Raw genomic sequence first — 17982 nt, 5'->3', positions numbered from 1 at the left:
AGATGGAACATGGCAGACACAATCGAACTCGACACGATGGACAGTGGCGCTTACGACCGACGCTCCGAGCGTGCCACATTGGCACGCGACAACCTGTCACTGACCTCGGATCTCAAGCAACTCAGCCACTGGCGGCAGGCATTGCAGATAGGCGTGCAGTGGGCGGTGATCGTCGCCGCAGTCACGCTGGCTGAAGTCAGCGACTCGACGCTGGTGTGTCTGATCGCGGTAATCATCATTGCGACGCGACAGCACGCGTTGCTGGTACTCATGCACGATGCGGCGCATTTGCTGATCAGCCGTGACAAGCGGCGCAACGATCTGATCTCCAACGTATTCCTGACGTTTCCCCTGACGTTGAGCACGTCACGCTACCGGGCTCACCACATTGCCCACCACAAGCACCTCAACACGCCCGACGATCCGGACTACGCCGATGCCTTCGCACCCGCCAGTTCCGGACTGTTCTGGCAGGCTCTGCTGCGCGACATCAGTGGGCTGTCGACCCTGCAATCGCTACGCACGATGGACAGCTTCAGCGTGATCGGACTGTTCACTCACCCCGTGCCGTCGACCCGCATCGAGCGCTATCAGGCAATGGCCTTTTATACCTGCGCCGCACTGCTCATCACGGCTTTGCAGGCCTGGCCGGGCGTGCTGCTGTACTGGCTGGCGCCACTGGTGTTCTTTCTGCCGCCGATTCTGCGCATTCGCAGCCTGTCGGAGCACGCAGGGCTTTCGACCCAGAGTGTGAAGCGCGATGCACGCAGTGTCAGTCCGGGCTGGCTGGAACGAGGGCTGTTTGCGCCGTGCAATATCAATCGGCACTGGGAGCACCACCTCTTTCAACAGATACCCAGCTATCGCCTGGGCACCTTGTCTCGACGCCTGGCGCAACGCCTGCCTGGCTCGGCTGCCGCCTGCTGCACTCAGGGCTATCTCTTGGGGGAACGCAGCATGCGCGCCGAATTGTATGGTGCCAACGGCCGAGCGCGTGCCGTGGCCTCTCTGGATCAGGAGGCTTGAACCCATGATGCTGACCGGTTCTGAAATAGTGAAGATGCGCGAGGTCGGCAGTGTCGTCATCGAGCCCTTCGACCCCGCCCATGTCGAGGTCAACTCGTACGGCTGTCACCTGGCGGATCTGCTTCTGGAGTACCGCAGCGAGCGCATCGATCCTCACGGTGAGCTGGAGGTGGTCGAGCACCATATTCCGCCCGAAGGCTTCGTGTTGTACCCCAACCGTTTTTACCTGGGCGCCACTGCCGAGCAGATCGGCGGCATCGATTTTGCCAGCGAGCTTTACGCCAATGTGTCCACGGCATCCTGTGGCGTTTTCATCCAGACCAGTGCGCCGCTCGGTCATACCGGGGCGGCCATCAGCTGGACGTTGGAAATCGTTGTGACTCAACCGGTGCGGGTCTATGCCGGCACCAACGTGGCCAAGGTCTGCTTCTGGGCGAACTTCGGCATGACCACCTGCTACGCGGGACGCTACTTGGGCTCCAAGAGCACCGTGCCCTCGAAAATCATTCTGGATTGACCATGATATTGACCGGTAGTGAAATCGAAAATCGCGTGCGTTCGGGTGAAATCGTCATCAGTCCGTTTTCCCATGAGAACGTCAATCCCAACAGCTACAACTTCCGCTTGCATGACCAGATGAAGGTCTACGAAGACGATGTGATCGATGTGCGCGCCGAGGCGTCGACGCGAACCATCGAAATCGGTCCGGAAGGCTTTGAATTGCAGCCCATGAAGCTGTATCTGGCCTCGACCATAGAAACCATGGGCAGCACCCATTTCGTACCGACGTATGCGGCTCGTTCTTCGATCGCCAGGCTGGGCATGTTCATTAACCTGTCGGCGCCGCTGGGCGACATCGGCTTCGTCGGGCGCTGGACCTTGCAGCTGTATGCGCTCAACCGCATACGGGTTTACCCCGGCATGAACATCGGTCAAATGATGTTCTGGAACGTCAAGGGCGATATCGAGCTGTATTCCGGAAAATACCAGGGCGCGACCGAGGCCTTCGCGTCACGGATTTTCATGGATTTCGAGAAGACGCCGCGTCCGCAGCCGCTGGTGCCCAACCTTGCGCCATTCCCCGCTGCTGCAGCCCAGGAAGAGCTCGATGCCGCGCCCGATGCGCTGGCGGCCAGGCCCGGTCGAATGGCCACCGATATTCCACTGATAGCAGGAGGCCGTCGTGTCCAGTAAATACTCGACCTTGAAACACCTTGCCGGTGATCTGCCGGTGCCCGCCCTGAGCGCTCTGCAAGATGCCGATTACCGCGTGTTATGGCAGAACTTTGCCAGCCGCAAACAGGCCATTGAGGACACGCTGAAAACCGTGCGCATCACCGCTGGTGCCTTCCTTGACGAGCACATGGACAGAATCGCCCGGTTGGCCGAGTTCGAATGGAGTGACGCCGCCGACAGCCATCTTCAGGCATTGCTCGGGCAGGCAGGCTTTGATGCCGACAGCGAACTTGCCGTGCGCTCTTCGGCGAATATCGAGGATGGCAACCAGCACAGTTTCGCCGGAATCTTCAGCACGCATCTGTCGGTCAGCGGGTTGCCGGCGCTCAAGGCGGCGATTCTGGATGTCTGGCGCTCCGGGGTTTCCCGTCAGGCCATCCTGGAACGCTTGCGGGCGTCGATGCTGGAAACACCGGTCGAGATGACAGTGATCATGCAGCGCATGGTCAAGGCTCGCTTCGCAGGCGTCGCGTTCAGCCACGATCCGCTGACCGGTGAGGCCGTGACGCTGATTGAAACGGTCGCCTCGCTGGGTGAAGCGATGGTGTCCGGTGTGGAGAGGGGCATGTCGGCGCGGATCGGTGACCAGCAATTGCTGGAATGTGACCCAGCGCTGGAACCGCACGCGGCATTGCTGCTGGAGGTGGCCGCGCTGGCCTCCAGGGCATCTGCGGCGTTGGGCATGCCTGCCGACATCGAATGGGCAGTGGATGAGGGGCAACTCTGGCTGCTTCAGGCAAGACCCGTCACCAGCCTGCGCGAGGCGCGCAGCCTAGAACCGATGCTGGAGTGGACTGAACTCTACCTTGCCAGTGACGACGCACTGACGGATTTCCGTCCATTGCCTGCCTTTGCGCAGTACTTTCGGAGCAAGCGCCGTCCGCTGGCCTTGTTCGCACAAACCCACGGCGTCTCGGCAGGCCAGGCATTGCTGATAAAGGCCAATCGCCAGGGGCTGCTCGAACCGGCCATGAGCCAGGCACTGCTGGACAGGCTCAAGACCGATCAAGTGGTACTGGATTTCTCCGATCAGGTGCGCCAGCAGATCCTCGAGCGTGGCGCAGTGCGTGAACGGCTGCTTGAACTCAGCGATGAGCGGGTGGTGTGTTTCGTGCTGCGCGAATTTCTGAAAGGGGAAACCGGGCTCATCACCCAGGCGTGCGATGACGGCTCGACGACCTGTGAGTGGTCATCGGAAGGTTTGCTGGCGATCAATCGTGGCATTGCCGGCACTCAACGCGCGCGCCTGGCGACGAACGACCCGAGTGGGCCCGCCGATGCGCAGCAGCTGCACAGCATCACCCATGCAGCTGGCGCGCTGCTGGGCTCGGTGCAACTGGAATGGGTAAGGGCAGGGCAGCAGTTGCATCTGATCGATTTTTCGCCGTTGTCGACGTTCGTGCAGGTGCAGGACGCAACGGAAATCCGCCTGATTTCGCCAGGTTATGCCGACGGGCCGGTGGTGCTGGTCACGGCGGGGCGACAGCTGGAAGAACTGAGTATCTCGGCCACTGTTTCAATCAATTCGATCCCTTCGTCCAGCTCGCTGGGTGCCGAACTGGAAGAGCTTGAGCGGCAACTGCGTGTTCACGACGGACAGGCGATTGTGGTCTCGCCGCGCCCTTATGCAGCGCTGGCGGCATTGCTGCCGTTCGCGCGCGGTTTTGTCTTCGAGCAGGCGTCCATGCTTTGCCATCTTTCGATTCTGTTGCGTGAACACGGCATTCCTGCCGTGGAGTCCGAAGCGCTTTATCAGCAGGGGGTTGCCGGACAACGGATCACTTTCAGCCAGAGCCCCAAGGCGCTGCCTCACGCGGTCAACGAAGTACGGGAGCTACAATGACTACGGATATTTCACTGTTGTTTTTCGATCCGCACACCCTCAACGGCAGCCTCGATTCTGCGCTGGTCGCCATTGTCGACACAGAGGCTGCGCGAGCCCGTCACTCGGACAACGGCCTGTTCATCCCCAGCGGTACGTTGCATGCGCAGTGGCTTTCCAATGCCCATCACACTCATGTGCCGATGCCCATGAAAGACTTCGACTTTCAGGTGTTCAATGCCGGGCAGCGCAAGCGTACCCAGGACAGCCGTTCGCGCATGCATATGCTGGATCCGACGCTCAATCGTCGACCGTCCGATCAGGCCTTGATGGCCACCCTGGCGGTGACGCATCACCTCGATAAATGCAGCGTTTATCACTACGTTCACGAGGGCGAAGCCGGGGCCTTGTTCCTGCACTTGATGGATGTCGAACCGGTCGAGCGTGCTTCCTGGAGGGCCTGGCAACGTTTGGCCCGATCCGCTGCTGCGCGTGTGGCTGTTTCGCAACCGATGCTGAGTGATGACTGCTGGTACGTGCGCTGGCGTCCGGAAATGGAGCTGGAACGTAAATTCACCTCGTTTCAGATACCTGACATGTGGCAGTTGTCCACCGCGATGCACAAGGCGTTCGGAGAGGGCGCTTTCAAGGACCTGGTACTGGAAATCGACCGTGACTTTCAAACCTACGACTATGAATCGCATATCTTCGAAGTGACGGGCGACCCCGTCGAAACCGGTTACATCTCGTTCATTCCCCAGGCCGACGGGCTGATGGCGGTCAAGCGCAAATGGTTTCTCGAGAACGCGGAATTGCGCCGCGAAGACTTCAACACCGATCAGCCGGTGGCGTTTGCCGATATCGAAACTCACGCCCGCTCGATGACCTCGGCGAACCTGCGTCGGCTCAAGCCGTTCAGGCGCACCCGGATCGACATCAATTTCGAATCGCTGAGGACCGGTAATGGTTTCGGGGCGTACTTCGATGTCTGCCGCATGGTCGACGGGAGTGCGGAGTTCGCCCAGGTCGAAGTCGAATATTGCCGTAGCAGGACCCTGCACACGCTGCGCGAGGTGGAGGAAGACTTTGAAACCGTCTCCCACGTGATGCGCGACTTTCTGGCGGAGCGGCACCCGCCGTTTCAGCAGGATCTCTATTCGAAACTCGACTTTGCCCGTGAGGCGAGTCGGCTCTGAATTCACTTTGCCGGGGAGATGAGCATGTCGCAATCCACGACCACGCAGACGGCTATTGTGTTTGGTAGCTGGAAAATCCGTCATCAGGAGCCGTTCGGCAGCGATGACCACAGGTTGTATGCCATTGCTGCGGACACGGCGTTGCTGGGTGAACTGACCGCCGTCGCTGACCTGCGAGGCCGCCACCGGGTACTGGCACGCTGGGATGCCGACGGGGCGATGCTCCTTGAGGATTCGCACGGCGCGCTGGGCGACGAAAGCTGCCACAACCTGTCCGGTGCCGCCATCCCGCTGGCGATCATCCGCTTGCAGGCGGACCGGGTGCATATCAGCCATTTGCTCAATCGCATTGATGTGCATCGTTCGCTGTTCGTACAGCCGCCCCTCGAAATCGAGCAGCCTGCCGTCCCGCAAAACCTGTTGATCGCGCTGCGCAATGCGTTCGAGCGCAACCATCTGGCGATCAACAATTGGGAATGTCGCTACGCCACCAGCGAACAGACCTACGTCGAGTCCTTCGAGCTGGCACCTGATTGCCATGCGCGAATGCTCGGCGAGGCCTGGTTCGACGCCAGTTTCAGCCCGGTAATGGCGCCGTTCACCAGTCAGTGCGGTGACGAATTTCAGGTCTGGGACCACCAGGTCACCGCCGCCAGGGCGGAAGATGGTGGTTATGTATGGGTCGAGCACTGCAGCCGCAAACGCAAGCTGGCGGTCAATGAACCCATCGTGCAGCTGTTTCGCAGTGCGCCGGGCAGCCTGTCCGGCACCGTAAGGCACCTGTCGCTGGGCTCCCCGACGCTGGAGGCCATGGCCATGAACATTGACAGCACGTTGCAGGCGCTTGGCGAATACCGACGTTACGCGTTCAGTGCCCCTTGCGAATCCGTGGACAGCGGCAACCTCTTCGCGATCACCTTCGAGACCTGCATGCCGCTCGATTCGCAGGCGGGGAGTACGACGCGTGGTGAGGTGCGTTTTCTCAAGTGCCGGGGCGCGATAGACCCTCAGTCGATCAATGCCGATCTGCGCAGGCTGATGGAGCATCTGCAGGCATTTCTGAGCGAACGTCGCCAGGAGTGCTGGCCCCTGACTGACCGTTTTGCCTTTCTGCATTCGTCATCGCCTTTCATCACCCGCCCGGAGAGCCTGCACTCATGAGCCGTTATCTTTGCAATGGACGCTATCGATTTGAACTGGACGATCAGACCTCGGGCTCGGCACTGGCCCAGCGGCTGCGGGTGTTCCTTGCGCCTTACTTTGCCGAAGTGGACGACGACGGCCAGACAGCCGTCGACCTGAGGCTGCGGCTGCACGACAGCGCGTCGTTCAACGCGGCGTGGATGAGCCTCTGTGTGACGCCCGACATCATCCGTGAAACCTACGCTCCCGGCTTTACCCTGCGGGTATTGCGTGGCCATGACCCGGAGACAGGGCTGGACTACGCCTGGGATGCCGATACGCGGGTCGGTTACCGGATTGACCGAGCGCGTCACACGGTTGATTTTCATGGCGACGAAAATGCATTCATCCACTTGATCGAGCTGGTGCGTTATTACGGGCTGCTGGTCGAACAGGCCAAAGGCAGTGTGATCATGCATGCCTCGGCGGTGGTCGGGCCGGACGGCGGGATTGTTGCCATCGGCGGTGCAAAGGGGGCAGGCAAGACCACCACCATGCTCGACCTGGTGCTGTCCGATGAGTACCTGTACTTTTCCGGGGACAAGCTGCTGCTGGACAGCGTCGACGGTCGGATTCGCGCCCGCGGCTGGCCGGATTATCCGCATGTCGGTGTCGGCACATTACGTACACATCCAGAACTGGCAAAGCGACTCGATCTGGCAGCGGTGGCCGATGATCTGTCGATCGCGCATACCGAAAAACGCCTGTGCAAGCCCGAAGCCATGCGCGCCGCACTCAAGGCCAGCCCGGAGGGCTGTGGATGGCTGGAGACCGTCATCCTGCCCAACGTGTCGGCGCGGGGCAAATTGCGGGTCGATGCAATGGGCCGCGATGCGATTCTGGACCAGATCCACTCACCCACACTGTTCGAGTGGCCGCATCGTTTCGTTACCTCGACCTGGCACGGCTTGCTGGATGCCGGTTCGCTGACCGACAGCGTGCCGCCGCAAATTGTCCGTGGGCTGCTCGGTGTGCAGTGGCAAAGCCGCGTGGGCGTGGCGCGCGAGCTGATCAGCGCCTGATAAGGAGATCCTATGAACCACGCTAACCAATTGCGTCTGGCGCTGGTGGCCCCCAGCGGTTCCGGGAAGAGTACAACCGCCGGGTTGCTGCGTGAGTATTTTGAAACAGCCGGGCTGCCGGTCGAGGTCATCAAGCTCGCTCAGCCCCTGTATGAGTTGCAAGGCATGTTTTATGAGCAGGCCGGGGTGCAAGTGGCGAGCGGCAGCCAGAATCAGCGTTTGCTGGAGTGCATCGCACGCGAGCTGAGGGATCTGGACAGCCAGTCGCTGGTCACGAACTTCGCCCGACGATTGGCCCGATCCTGCGCGCAAGTGGTCATCAATGATGACCTGCGCGACGACACCGTTGACTGGCCGTACCTTCAGGCGCAAGGCTTTCAGGTGATCAAGGTGCTTGCCGATTCATCCGTGAGACAAACGCGTCTTGGACAACGAGGCGACATCAGCGTGGTGGAAAACAGCGCACTGGATCTGCAGATGCGTCGGATCGAAGCGGATTACGTGCTGCCCAACAGCGGCTCGCTCGAGCAGTTGAAGCAGCGTGTCGCTGTAGTGGCCCGGTGGGCGTTGGACGACTCTCAACGCCGGATCGCTTCATGAAGGGCGCTGATCCGCTGGTCTGGCTGTTGATCGACGGGTTGTCGTGGGAGCTGGTCAAGCGTTACCGGGCAGGACAGCCTGGACGGCCCTCGGCGCAGTGGCCGTGTTACCCCTTGCTGCCACTTTCACCCAATTGCCAGACGCCGCCATCACTGTTGTCGATCTTCAGCGGCGCACCGGTCAGCGAGCACGGCTTGACGGGCTATCTCGTCCCTGCGCCAACGCCGCAGGACTGCCTGGCGGTGGCGGATGCTTTTGAGGTCTGGCCGCGCCACATCGATATGGTCTGGGATGAATGGGCGCGCCAGGGCATCACTTTTCGCCTGTGTGCCGTGCCCTTTGTCCAGCCCGACAGGCTGGGTGACGCATTGCTTGGGCAAAGCTGTGTCTATCAGGGTTTTTCGCTGCGCCCTGAGGTCATTGAAAACGGTGGCTGGCTGCGTATCGAGGCCCTGAATGTGCTTGCCAGGGTCAGTCTGCAACAGGACGGCGCTGTGCTCGACTGGCCAGAAGACCATGGCCGTGCTGCGTGCCGGTTGCCGCTGGGCAGCACGGTGCACGTGCCGTTGTCGGGGCAGGCCCCAGGCAATGTGTGCAAGGCGATTGCACTGCGTGCGGTGCACATCGAAAACCGTGTTTGTGTGATCAGCTTCGGTTACCGTGAGGTCCAGGCGCTTGATCTGCAGGGCGACGCCGGCAAGGCTTACGTGGCCAATGACCTGACGGTGCTGTATCGCACCGGACAGTTGGGCAAGCGGCTGGATGAGGGCGGGCAGGGCGCTGCGGAATGGCTGCTGCTGGAACTGATGCGCGAGATGCATGAAAGCTTTTGCGACGACATTGTCGGCGCAGTCAGGGCCGGTGATGCACAGCGTGTCATCGGTTATTACCCGGTGGTGGATCTGCTGTCACATCATTTGCTCAAGTACCTCGCGCCAGACTGGGCCAGCGAATTGATGCAGGCGGTCGGACAACGCCTGTTCGACGAGATAGCGGGGTGGGTCGATGAGCTGATCCTGCGCTGCGTCGATGCCGCCGGTGGCGAGGTACGCTGCGTCGCTCACTCGGATCACGGCATGGCACCTGTCCATCACGATCTTTACCCCAACAGTTTTTTCGAGCAGCAGGGCTGGCTGGTCTATGACGCATCAGGCGTGCCGGATATGCACAAAAGCGCGGCGCTCTTTCATCCGGCCGACAACGGTCTGGTGCTGTTCAACACGGCGCGACTGGCGCTGTCCGGACACGACCCTGGCTCAGTGACCGAGGCCTGGCGCAAAAGCCTCGCACAGCCGTTTCGAGATGAGTGGACGATGTTCGAGTGCGCCGGCGGGCAGGTCTTTGCCGAAGGCTGGACGGGCGGCTGCTACTGGCAGGCTCCGCGAGGCACGCGACTGCTGGCCACTCGTTCAGAACACGCCGTTCGCGTCAGCCGAAAAGGTGGCGACCACACGGTATGTGCCACTGACCCGTGGTTGCGTGGCGTATTGCTGGACGCCAGCAGCACGCCCTTGCCACGTCCTGCCGACGCTGAAGTGACATTGCCCGCGATTCGCCATTGGCTGACAGCCACATTCTGACACCTGACTCGATAATTTCAGTCACAGGGAGCTTATCCATGCGTTTCGACAGCCTGCTTTTCGATATTGACGGCACACTCCTGCTCAAGGGGCAGCCTCTGCCGGGCGCAGCCGATGCATTGAGCTTCGCGCGTTCCCAGGGTTTGAGGCTGCAATTGCTGACCAACACCACGGCGAAGATGCCCGAGGAGCTGGCAGAGGAGCTTTGTCGCGCCGGAATCGAGGTCGTCCCCGACGAAATCCAGACCGCCACCACGGCCTGTCTGGGCTATTTGCAGCAACATCCGCACCTCAAGTGCCATCTGCTGGTACCCGATTCGATACGGCCGGCGTTCAGTGGCATCGCTACAGACGATACGACCCCGGACGTAGTGGTCATCAGCGATATCGGCGAAGCCTTTGACTACGCCACGCTGAATCGCTGTTTCCGTATGTTGCGAGGCGGTGCTCGCCTCATTGCGCTGCAAAAAAACCTGTTCTGGTTCGATCGTGACGGGGAGCGTCTCGATTGCGGCGCCTTCATCGTCGGGCTCGAGGCCGCAGCACAGGTACAGGCCCTGGTCATGGGCAAGCCGTCGCCGACGTTTTTCGAGGCTGCCTTGCGCAAACTCGACACTAGCGCCAGCCGCACTCTGGTAGTGGGCGACGACGTTCTGACTGACTGCGCAGGGGCGAAAGCGGTCGGTGCCAGCAGCCTGCTGGTGCGTACCGGAAAATATGACCCGAGGCTGTTCGAGGCCCATCGGCAAAACGTGGATGCGGTGATTGAAGGGATTGCAGATTTTCCACGCTGGTGGATGTCCGGCAGTGCCGCAGGTCATCTGCGCCAAGGTTAAGTAACTGGATTACAAGGACGAATCATCAATGCAGACAGCATGCGCCAAAAAGTTGAAAGAACGCCCGGAAACGCTATCCGAGCGGATTTACGCCCGGATCAAAGAAGACATTTCCGAGTTTCGTTTATTACCCGGCGAACGATTTACTGAAGGTGAAATAGCCGAGCGTGTTCAGGCCAGTCGTACACCGGTCAGGCAGGCATTGTTCCGGCTGGAGCAGGAAGGGTACGTGGAGGTTTATTACCGAAGCGGCTGGCAGGTGCGGCCCTTCGACCCTCATCACTTCGAGGAGCTGTATGACGTTCGGGTGGTGCTCGAGCTGGCGGCGCTCGCCAGGCTGGGTTTGATGGACCTGAGCGTCGAGCCGCTGATCGACGAACTCATACGCACCTGGCTGGTGCCGAAAAACGAGCGATTGAGAGACACCGATATCCTCGCCGGGCTGGGCGAACGCTTCCATTGCGCGTTGGTCGAGGCGGTGGGCAACCGGGAAATGGCCAGGCTGCATTACGAAGTCACCGAAAAGACCCGGACCATCCGGCGTCTCGAATTCAGCGCCTCCAGAATCGATGCAACGTACGAAGAGCATGGCAGTATTTTAAAGGCCCTCCTGCAACGTCGGCCGCGACAGGCTCAGCAATTGCTGGAAGCGCATGTAGAGCTCAATAAGGAGGAAGCGCGCAGAGCCACCCAGCATGTCTTGCGCCGCGCGCGTCATTACGCCGAGAAGAACGGCGAGCCCGCCAGATTGCGTGCGCAAGTGCAGTGAGCGGTTGCTACGGAGCTGCGCGTTTTGGTCGTTTGATCCATCACCGGTAAAGCAATGCTTCCAGTAACAGAGCAAACGCGGGCGATGCCTGGCGTCTGCTCGGGTAGTAGAGGTGGAAGCCGGCAAAGGTCGGTGACCAGTCTTCCAGCACCTGAATCAGACGTCCGGCTTCGATATGTTCGGCAACCAGATCGTGCGGAATGTAACTCAGCCCGAAGCCGTCGAGCGCCGCGTCCAGAAGCGGATAGACACCATTGAACGTGACTTGGCCTGTGACGCGGACGTTCAGGGTTTCGCTGTCTTTGGCGAACTCCCAGGCATACAGGCCGCCATTGGTAGGCAGGCGCAGATTGTTGCAGCGGTGCGCGGTCAGGTCTCTGGGCGTCTCGGGTTTCGTGCGGCCTTCGAAGTAGGCTGGAGAACCGACCACCGACAGACGCATGTCCGGGCCTATGCGGGTGGCGATCATTCCGTCCGCCACGGCTTCACCCAGACGCACGCCCGCATCGAACCCTTCGGCGGCGATGTCGACAAAGCTGTAGTCGCAACATACCTCGACACTGATGTCCGGGTATTTGTGCAAGAAGGTCTTGAGTACTGGCCGGATGATGAGGTCAAGCGAGTGATCCATCGCATTGATGCGGATCTTGCCGGCAGGGGTGTCGCGCAGGTCGCTCAGTCCTGCCAGCTCGATTTCGATTTCATCGAAATGCGGGCCGACTTTCTGGATCAGGCGTTCGCCAGCCTCTGTGGGCGATACGCTGCGCGTGGTGCGTGTCAGCAGGCGCAGGCCAAGGCGCGCTTCCAGGCTGCGAACGGTGTGACTCAGTGCTGATTGTGAAACACCCAGTCTGGCAGCTGCCTTGGTAAAGCTTCGCTCTTTGGCGACTGCGAGGAAGGCAAGCAGATCAGCGGCGTTTTCCCGAAGCATTGATGAGCCCTGTCGATAAGTATTTTCGAATTGTAGCCGATAGTCGCAATAGTTCTCGGCGGGTAGATTGGAGTGACTTCCAATAACGCTCAAGGATTCCCATGATTGTCATCAATTCCAGCGGCTCACAGCCTTCCGCCAGCGGCCCGACCGATTATTTCACCGGTACCGTGCGCATCGACGCGCCATTCAAGGGCTCGGAAGACGCGAGAATAAGCGGAGCCACGGTGACGTTCGAACCGGGCGCACGCACTGCCTGGCATACCCATCCCCTGGGCCAGACGCTGATTGTCACGTCAGGCGCCGGCCTGGTGCAGGAAAAAGGCCAGCCGGTTCGCACCATCAAGCCCGGCGATACCGTGTGGATTGCGCCCAACGTCAAGCATTGGCATGGCGCAACCGCAACGACGGCCATGACCCACATCGCTATTGCCGAGGTGCTGGACGGCGAGGTGGTTGACTGGATGGAACCGGTCTCGGATGGCGACTACCACGCGGCTAATAACAGCGAGTAACTTGCCCCAGCGCACTGCCTCGGCCATGACGCGTAACGCGTTGCCGCGCTTGGACAACTGATAAGCGTGCAGGGGATCGGTGATATGCGTTTCGTGCAGCATGGGCAGCGCAAGTAGTGCATCCACCGATGTGGTGGCCAGCGCCTTGGCCGCCGCATCGGCGTTGTCCTGACGCAGGTCGGCGAGCAATACGTGCCTGCCCGCGCTGACACGGCGGGCGATGGCTTGCCCTATGGAGCCTGCACCGATGACTACGATGATTTTTTTCGGGTTTTGCATGACCAGTTCCTCGGTGAAACTCGAGCGAATCCGCATCTGCAGATCAGCTTCGTGATGTCCGGATCACCTTATAGGCCTGTCATTTTTTCAACAATGGAGCATTATCGGGATAGACTCATGAATCATATTCATGAACTTCGGCTTTTGCTCATCTCAGCCTCGGCTGCACCGAATCCGCCAGTTGCGTCAGTATCAGGCAGCACGACACCGCGCCTGCATCCAGTACGCCGAGCGACCGTTCGCCGAGGCGACTCGCCCGGCCTATCTTCGCCACCAGATCACGGGTGGAGTCGCGCCCTTGTGATGCGGCGCTTTTCATCGCATCGAGCGCTGCGCTGAACGATTCACCCCGGGCGTGGGCCTGCTCGAAGGCTTCGACGGCCGGAATCAAGGTATCCATCAAGCATTTGTCGCCGACCCCGGCTTCGGTGATGTCCTGCAGTGAGGTGAGGCCGCCGCGCAGCAGGCTGGCGAAGGCCGCGGCGTCGATCTGTTCGCAGCCGCGCACCTGATCGGCCATGCCGATGAACAGACTGCCGTACAGCGGGCCCATGGAGCCGCCGATGCCTTCCATCAGGCTCAGGGTCAGTTCGTCCAGCGCTTCGGCGAGGCTCAGTTGGCGGCCTTCGATGGTACGACCGCAGTGGGCGAAGCCCTTGGCCATGTTGATGCCATGGTCGCCGTCACCGATCGCGCCATCCACTTCGCTGAGGTATTCGCGGTTGGCGACGATCACGCTCACCAGGTCGGCAACGATAGGAGTGCCCTGTTGTGCAGGGAGATGCGTAGAGAATTGCTCGCTCATGGTTTACTCCGCCTGGGTCATGCCGATGGACCGGCAAGGGTGGTCGATCAGGGTTTTCAGTTCGGCGTCCAGGCCCAGCAGCGTCAGGGTTACCCCCATCATCTCCAGCGACGTGAAGTAATTGCCCACGTAGCAACGATGGATTTTCAGGCCCCTGGCCTTGAGCAGGCGCTCCACTTCGGCGTAGAACACGTAGAGTTCCATCACCGGCGTGGCACCGAGGCCTGAAACCAGCACGACTACGCTGTCGTCCACGCTGAAATCCCGGTCGGCCAGGATCGGCTCCAGCATGCGCTCGGCCATGGCCGCTGCAGGCTCGATGTCGATGACTTCGATACCCGGTTCGCCATGGTGGCCGATGCCCAGCTCCATTTTGCCGTCGGGGATCTGAAAGTTGGGCTTGCCGACCGCCGCGATGGTGCAGGGCGTCAGGCCAATACCGATGGATCGGCATTGATCCACGGCCTTCTGCGCGACGCGGATCACGCCGTCCAGATCGTAACCGTTTGCGGCCGCAGCGCCGCCGATCTTCCACATGAAAATTTCCCCGGCCACTCCGCGTCGCTTGGCGATATCGGATTTCGGTGCCGAGGCCACATCGTCGTTGGCCACCACGGTACGCACTTGCAGGTCTTTGCTGGCGGCCATTTTCATCGCCAGCTTCACGTTCATGTTGTCGCCCGCGTAGTTGCCGTACAGGCAGGCGATGCCCGCACCGTGATCGGCCGCGCGGAAGGCGTCGAAAAAGCTCTTGGCCGTAGGCGAGGAAAAAATCTCGCCGACCGCTACCGCATCCACCAGCCCAGGGCCGACATAGCCAAGAAAGGCCGGTTCATGACCCGAGCCGCCGCCGGTAACGATACCGACGCGTCCTTGATCAGAGGGACGGGTTTTGCTGATGACCCGCGGGTTACCTTCACTTTGCGACAGCTCGGGGTGCGCTACCAGAATGCCGCGCAGCATGTCCTCGACCACCTGGTCCGGATCGTTTATCACTCGGTTCATAACGCGATTTCCTGTGTTCTTTTTATAAGGATCGGGCGGATCAGGGTTCCAGAACCACCTTCAATGATTTATCACCGCGTTCCATGACGGCAAACGCCTCCTTGAACTGCGCCAGGGGAAATTTGTGCGTGACGACGTCGCGCATGTCGATCTTGCGGTTGCCGATAAAGTCGATGGCGCGCGGGTACATGTAAGGGCCGAGGTGAGAACCGAGCACGTCCAGCTCCTTGCGGTCACCGATGATCGACCAGTCCACCGTGGCCTCATCGTTGAATACGCTGAACTCCACAAAGCGTCCGAGTTTGCGCAGCATCGCCAGGCCTTGGTTGACCGCCTTGTGGTGTCCGGTGGCTTCTATATAGATGTCGCAACCGTAGCCGTCGGTTATCTCGCGGATCTTTGCCAGCACGTCGACCTCGGCCGGGTTCCACACCTCATCGGCGCCCATGCGCAGGGCGAGGGCGGCGCGCTCGGGCTTCATGTCGAGAACGATGAGTTTTTTCGGGTTACGCATGCGCACCGCGCCAATGATCCCAAGGCCCAGTGTGCCGGCACCGGCGACGACCACAATGTCGTCAAAATCGACATCGGCCCGTTCGGCTGCGTGCAACGAGCAGGCCAGCGGTTCGATGAGGATGGCTTCGTCCGGGGCAATCGAGTCGGGCACCTTGTGAATGATGCCTTCCCTGGTAAAAATCATGTACTGGGCCATGGCGCCCTGCACGTTGTTCTGAAAGCCGTAAAGGTCGTGCTTCTGGCACATCCAGTACTGTCCGTGGTTGCAGAAGCGGCAGCCCCAGCACGGCACGATCTGCTCGGAGATCACCCGGTCGCCGATCTGCACGCCACGCTTTTCGGCGCCAGGGCCGAGCGCCACCACGCGACAGACGAATTCATGGCCGGGAATCATCGGTGGTTTGACGTAGCGAGGCTGCTCGGCATCGCCCCAGAACGAGGGGGCGCCGCGATAGGTCTTGATGTCGCCCATGCAGATGCCACACAGCTCGACCTTGGTGAGGATTTCATCGGGACCGGGGGTCGGCACATCCACGGTTTCCAGCCGGTAGTCTTCCGGACCGTGGCAGACCACGGCCTGCATGGTTTTCGGGATGACCGGTGAAAGTTGTTCGGCAGTGCGTTCGGTGACGGTGGACATGACGATGATCCTCACGACAGAAAATGAATTACTGGATGCTGTAGCCGCCGTCGATCACTACGTTTTCGCCGGTGATCATGCTGGCGGCGTCGCTGAGCAGGTACAGGGCCAGCCCGGCTATTTCCTCCGGCTGGGCGAAGCGGCCTGCCGGGATCTGCGTTTTGGCCCGTTCTCCGACTTCGCCCGCCCAGGCCTTTTTGCCCAGCGCGGTCTCGACGATGGTGGGCGAGATGGCGTTGACGTTGATGTGTGGTGCCCACTCCATGGCCAGCACTTTGGTCATGCCGACCACTGCGGCCTTGCTCGCGCAGTAGGCGACGTGCCTGTCCAGGCCAATGACCGCCGCCTGAGAGGCAAGATTGACGATGCGTCCGCTGCCTTGACCGAGCATGTGTCGCGCGCAGGCCTGGGCGACGAAGAAACTGGCCTTGAGGTTGATCTCCAGCGTTGTGTCCCAGGCCTCTTCGCTGACGTCGACGGCCTTGTCCAGCACGGCAACGCCAGCACTGTTGACCAGATAGTCGATGCGTTTGAAATGCTCGAAGACGCTGTCGATGGTGCTGTTGACCTGGTCGACCCGGCGCAGGTCGACCGCAATACCGATGTGCTCGCTGCCCAGGCCGGCGGCAACCTCGGCCACTGCCGGGTCACGGTCCAGCAGTGCGACCCGCGCGCCGCGCGCGACCAGCAGGCTGGCACAGGCAAGGCCAATCCCGGCTGCTCCGCCGGTGATGACCGCACAACGGCCATTGAGATCGAACGCCTTGTTCCAGAATTCAGACATGAAGATGACTCCTGTAGCGCTGTTTTTTTGAAGATTCAAACACGTTAGCTTTTGATTCTGGCCGAAGGCCGTGGGAGCGAACTTGTTCGCGAAGAGGCCGGTATGACCGCCGAAAATGCGTCGTTTGAAATACTGTCTTCGCGAACAAGCGAAGCGTCGCCCGGTTCGCTCCCACGCCCTTCGGGCAGAAGCGGGAATCTCAGACCGGTTACTTGCCGCCGCTGACCTGCTTGTACAGCGCATCGGCGTTGGCATCGGTGACCGGCACCCAGGGCAGGATGTAGTTCTTGTCGGTGCCGTCGCCCCACTTGACGTCCTTGGCGTAGCGCTCCCAGATCACCGACTGCGGCTTGTAATCCTTGCCGGCCAGGGTGCGAAGGGCGACATCAAGGGCACCCTGGGACTGGGCCTGGGCGTCCTGCAGAAAGGTCGTGATTTCGTTTTTCTTCGCCGCCTGAATGGCGTCAGGCATGCCATCGATGGAGGTGATCGGCAAATCGGCAGGCTTCAGGTTGCGCGATTTCACCGCTTGCAGGGCACCGAGAGCCATATCGTCGTTCTGCGAAATGATCCCGGAGATGCCGCCGTTCTGATGCGCATTGAGCCAGTCTTCAGTCAGCGTCTGGGCTTCGGCGCGGGACCAGTTGGCGGTCTTCTTCTCAATGATCTTGATGTCCGGGTGTTTGCTCAGGACTTCCAGTTCGCCTTTTTCCCGATCAATTTGCGCCGACTGGCCAATCGGTCCCTGGATGATCACCACATTGCCTTTGCCCTTGAGCTTGTCGACCATTGCCTGCGCCTGCAGCCGTCCGCCCTCGACATCATCGTTGCCGACGTAAGGCACCTTGTTGCCGGCAACCCGGGTGTTCGATGCGATCACCGGAATGTCGTTTTCCATCGCCCTGGCCACCGTGCCGACACCGGCCTTGGTGTCGATGGGCACGAAAATGATCGCGTCGTAATGCTGGGTGATCATGGTCTCTATCTGATTGTTCTGGGTCAGCGCATCGTAGTTACCGTCGAACACGGTGATTTTCACGGTGCCGTCCTTGACCGCCGGATGCTCCTTGAGCTCACGCACCCAGTTCTGCATGAACTGCCCCTTGAGGCCATACACCGCCGCGCCGATCTTGTAGGTCTTGCCATCGGCGGCCATGGAGATACTGCTGGCGAGCAGGGAGAACGCCGCGACAGCGGCCAGGGATGTACCGAATTTCATGATGAGAACCTCGTTATTG

At 60.5% G+C, this 17982-nt stretch carries 18 protein-coding genes and 1 pseudogene; 12 read left to right on the top strand and 7 right to left on the bottom strand.

The annotated features are described in order from the left end of the window. The first annotated feature begins 9 nt into the window (after positions 1–9). Genes QRN50_RS01605 through QRN50_RS01555 form a run of 11 tightly spaced genes read left to right on the top strand, consistent with a single transcriptional unit; the run spans position 10 to position 11269 of the window. Positions 10–1026, top strand: coding sequence for a fatty acid desaturase family protein (locus QRN50_RS01605; protein ID WP_096126745.1), 1017 nt, complete (start codon positions 10–12; stop codon positions 1024–1026). Between the two features lie 4 nt (positions 1027–1030). Continuing rightward, positions 1031–1543, top strand: a complete 513-nt coding sequence (locus tag QRN50_RS01600; RefSeq protein WP_096126744.1) for a dCTP deaminase — start codon at positions 1031–1033, stop codon at positions 1541–1543. Between the two features lie 2 nt (positions 1544–1545). Next, positions 1546–2220, top strand: coding sequence for a dCTP deaminase (gene dcd, locus QRN50_RS01595; RefSeq protein ID WP_046270106.1), 675 nt, complete (start codon positions 1546–1548; stop codon positions 2218–2220). Beyond that, positions 2210–4105: a PEP/pyruvate-binding domain-containing protein gene (locus QRN50_RS01590; RefSeq protein ID WP_096126743.1), complete on the top strand. Its 1896-nt coding sequence runs from the start codon at positions 2210–2212 to the stop codon at positions 4103–4105. Before dcd ends, QRN50_RS01590 begins: the two co-directional genes overlap by 11 nt. Next, entirely contained in the window at positions 4102–5280 is a 1179-nt protein-coding gene (locus QRN50_RS01585; protein ID WP_096126742.1) for a hypothetical protein, read from the top strand. Before QRN50_RS01590 ends, QRN50_RS01585 begins: the two co-directional genes overlap by 4 nt. Before the next feature lie 24 nt (positions 5281–5304). After that, positions 5305–6441 carry a hypothetical protein gene (locus QRN50_RS01580; protein ID WP_003402637.1) on the top strand — a complete coding sequence of 379 codons (1137 nt, stop codon included), beginning with the start codon at positions 5305–5307 and terminating at the stop codon, positions 6439–6441. Beyond that, positions 6438–7484: a hypothetical protein gene (locus QRN50_RS01575; RefSeq protein ID WP_032656018.1), complete on the top strand. Its 1047-nt coding sequence runs from the start codon at positions 6438–6440 to the stop codon at positions 7482–7484. The genes QRN50_RS01580 and QRN50_RS01575 overlap by 4 nt, the downstream gene beginning before the upstream one ends. 12 nt (positions 7485–7496) lie before the next feature. After that, positions 7497–8084 (top strand): hypothetical protein, encoded by a 588-nt coding sequence (locus tag QRN50_RS01570; RefSeq protein ID WP_024641584.1) that lies wholly within the window; start codon positions 7497–7499, stop codon positions 8082–8084. Then, positions 8081–9664 (top strand): hypothetical protein, encoded by a 1584-nt coding sequence (locus QRN50_RS01565; RefSeq protein WP_058822915.1) that lies wholly within the window; start codon positions 8081–8083, stop codon positions 9662–9664. The genes QRN50_RS01570 and QRN50_RS01565 overlap by 4 nt, the downstream gene beginning before the upstream one ends. A 38-nt stretch (positions 9665–9702) precedes the next feature. Then, positions 9703–10500: a TIGR01458 family HAD-type hydrolase gene (locus QRN50_RS01560; protein ID WP_058398620.1), complete on the top strand. Its 798-nt coding sequence runs from the start codon at positions 9703–9705 to the stop codon at positions 10498–10500. A gap of 28 nt (positions 10501–10528) precedes the next feature. Further along, the gene (locus QRN50_RS01555) at positions 10529–11269 is read left to right on the top strand and encodes a GntR family transcriptional regulator (protein WP_011267779.1); all 741 of its coding nucleotides are present in this window, start codon (positions 10529–10531) and stop codon (positions 11267–11269) included. 40 nt (positions 11270–11309) lie between these two features. On the opposite strand, the gene QRN50_RS01550 is transcribed toward QRN50_RS01555, so the two are convergent. Beyond that, positions 11310–12200, bottom strand: coding sequence for a LysR family transcriptional regulator (locus tag QRN50_RS01550; RefSeq protein WP_024641581.1), 891 nt, complete (start codon positions 12198–12200; stop codon positions 11310–11312). 101 nt (positions 12201–12301) lie between these two features. On the opposite strand from QRN50_RS01550, the gene QRN50_RS01545 reads away from it, so the two are divergent. Further along, positions 12302–12715 carry a (R)-mandelonitrile lyase gene (locus QRN50_RS01545; protein ID WP_003402624.1) on the top strand — a complete coding sequence of 138 codons (414 nt, stop codon included), beginning with the start codon at positions 12302–12304 and terminating at the stop codon, positions 12713–12715. On the opposite strand, the pseudogene QRN50_RS01540 reads toward QRN50_RS01545, so the two are convergent. From QRN50_RS01540 to QRN50_RS01515, 6 genes and pseudogenes are all read right to left on the bottom strand, one after another. Continuing rightward, a pseudogene (locus tag QRN50_RS01540) lies at positions 12692–12994 on the bottom strand (3-hydroxyacyl-CoA dehydrogenase NAD-binding domain-containing protein); the annotation flags it as partial. The gene QRN50_RS01545 and the pseudogene QRN50_RS01540 sit on opposite strands and share 24 nt — an antisense overlap. A gap of 148 nt (positions 12995–13142) precedes the next feature. After that, positions 13143–13799 (bottom strand): dihydroxyacetone kinase subunit DhaL, encoded by a 657-nt coding sequence (dhaL, locus tag QRN50_RS01535; protein ID WP_024641580.1) that lies wholly within the window; start codon positions 13797–13799, stop codon positions 13143–13145. Positions 13800–13802: 3 nt separating this feature from the next. Continuing rightward, positions 13803–14804, bottom strand: coding sequence for a dihydroxyacetone kinase subunit DhaK (locus tag QRN50_RS01530; RefSeq protein ID WP_011267781.1), 1002 nt, complete (start codon positions 14802–14804; stop codon positions 13803–13805). Between the two features lie 40 nt (positions 14805–14844). After that, positions 14845–15960, bottom strand: coding sequence for an erythritol/L-threitol dehydrogenase (locus QRN50_RS01525; protein WP_003402615.1), 1116 nt, complete (start codon positions 15958–15960; stop codon positions 14845–14847). A gap of 28 nt (positions 15961–15988) precedes the next feature. Further along, entirely contained in the window at positions 15989–16744 is a 756-nt protein-coding gene (locus tag QRN50_RS01520; RefSeq protein WP_003402614.1) for an SDR family oxidoreductase, read from the bottom strand. Positions 16745–16952: 208 nt separating this feature from the next. Further along, positions 16953–17963 (bottom strand): substrate-binding domain-containing protein, encoded by a 1011-nt coding sequence (locus QRN50_RS01515; RefSeq protein ID WP_003402611.1) that lies wholly within the window; start codon positions 17961–17963, stop codon positions 16953–16955. Between the last annotated feature and the right edge of the window lie 19 nt (positions 17964–17982).

It is taken from the genome of Pseudomonas sp. MEJ108 (assembly GCF_030208985.1).
Lineage (GTDB): Bacteria > Pseudomonadota > Gammaproteobacteria > Pseudomonadales > Pseudomonadaceae > Aquipseudomonas > Aquipseudomonas fragariae.
The sequence above is the reverse complement of the archived record's forward strand: the minus strand, read 5'-3'. Positions and strand labels throughout refer to the sequence as shown.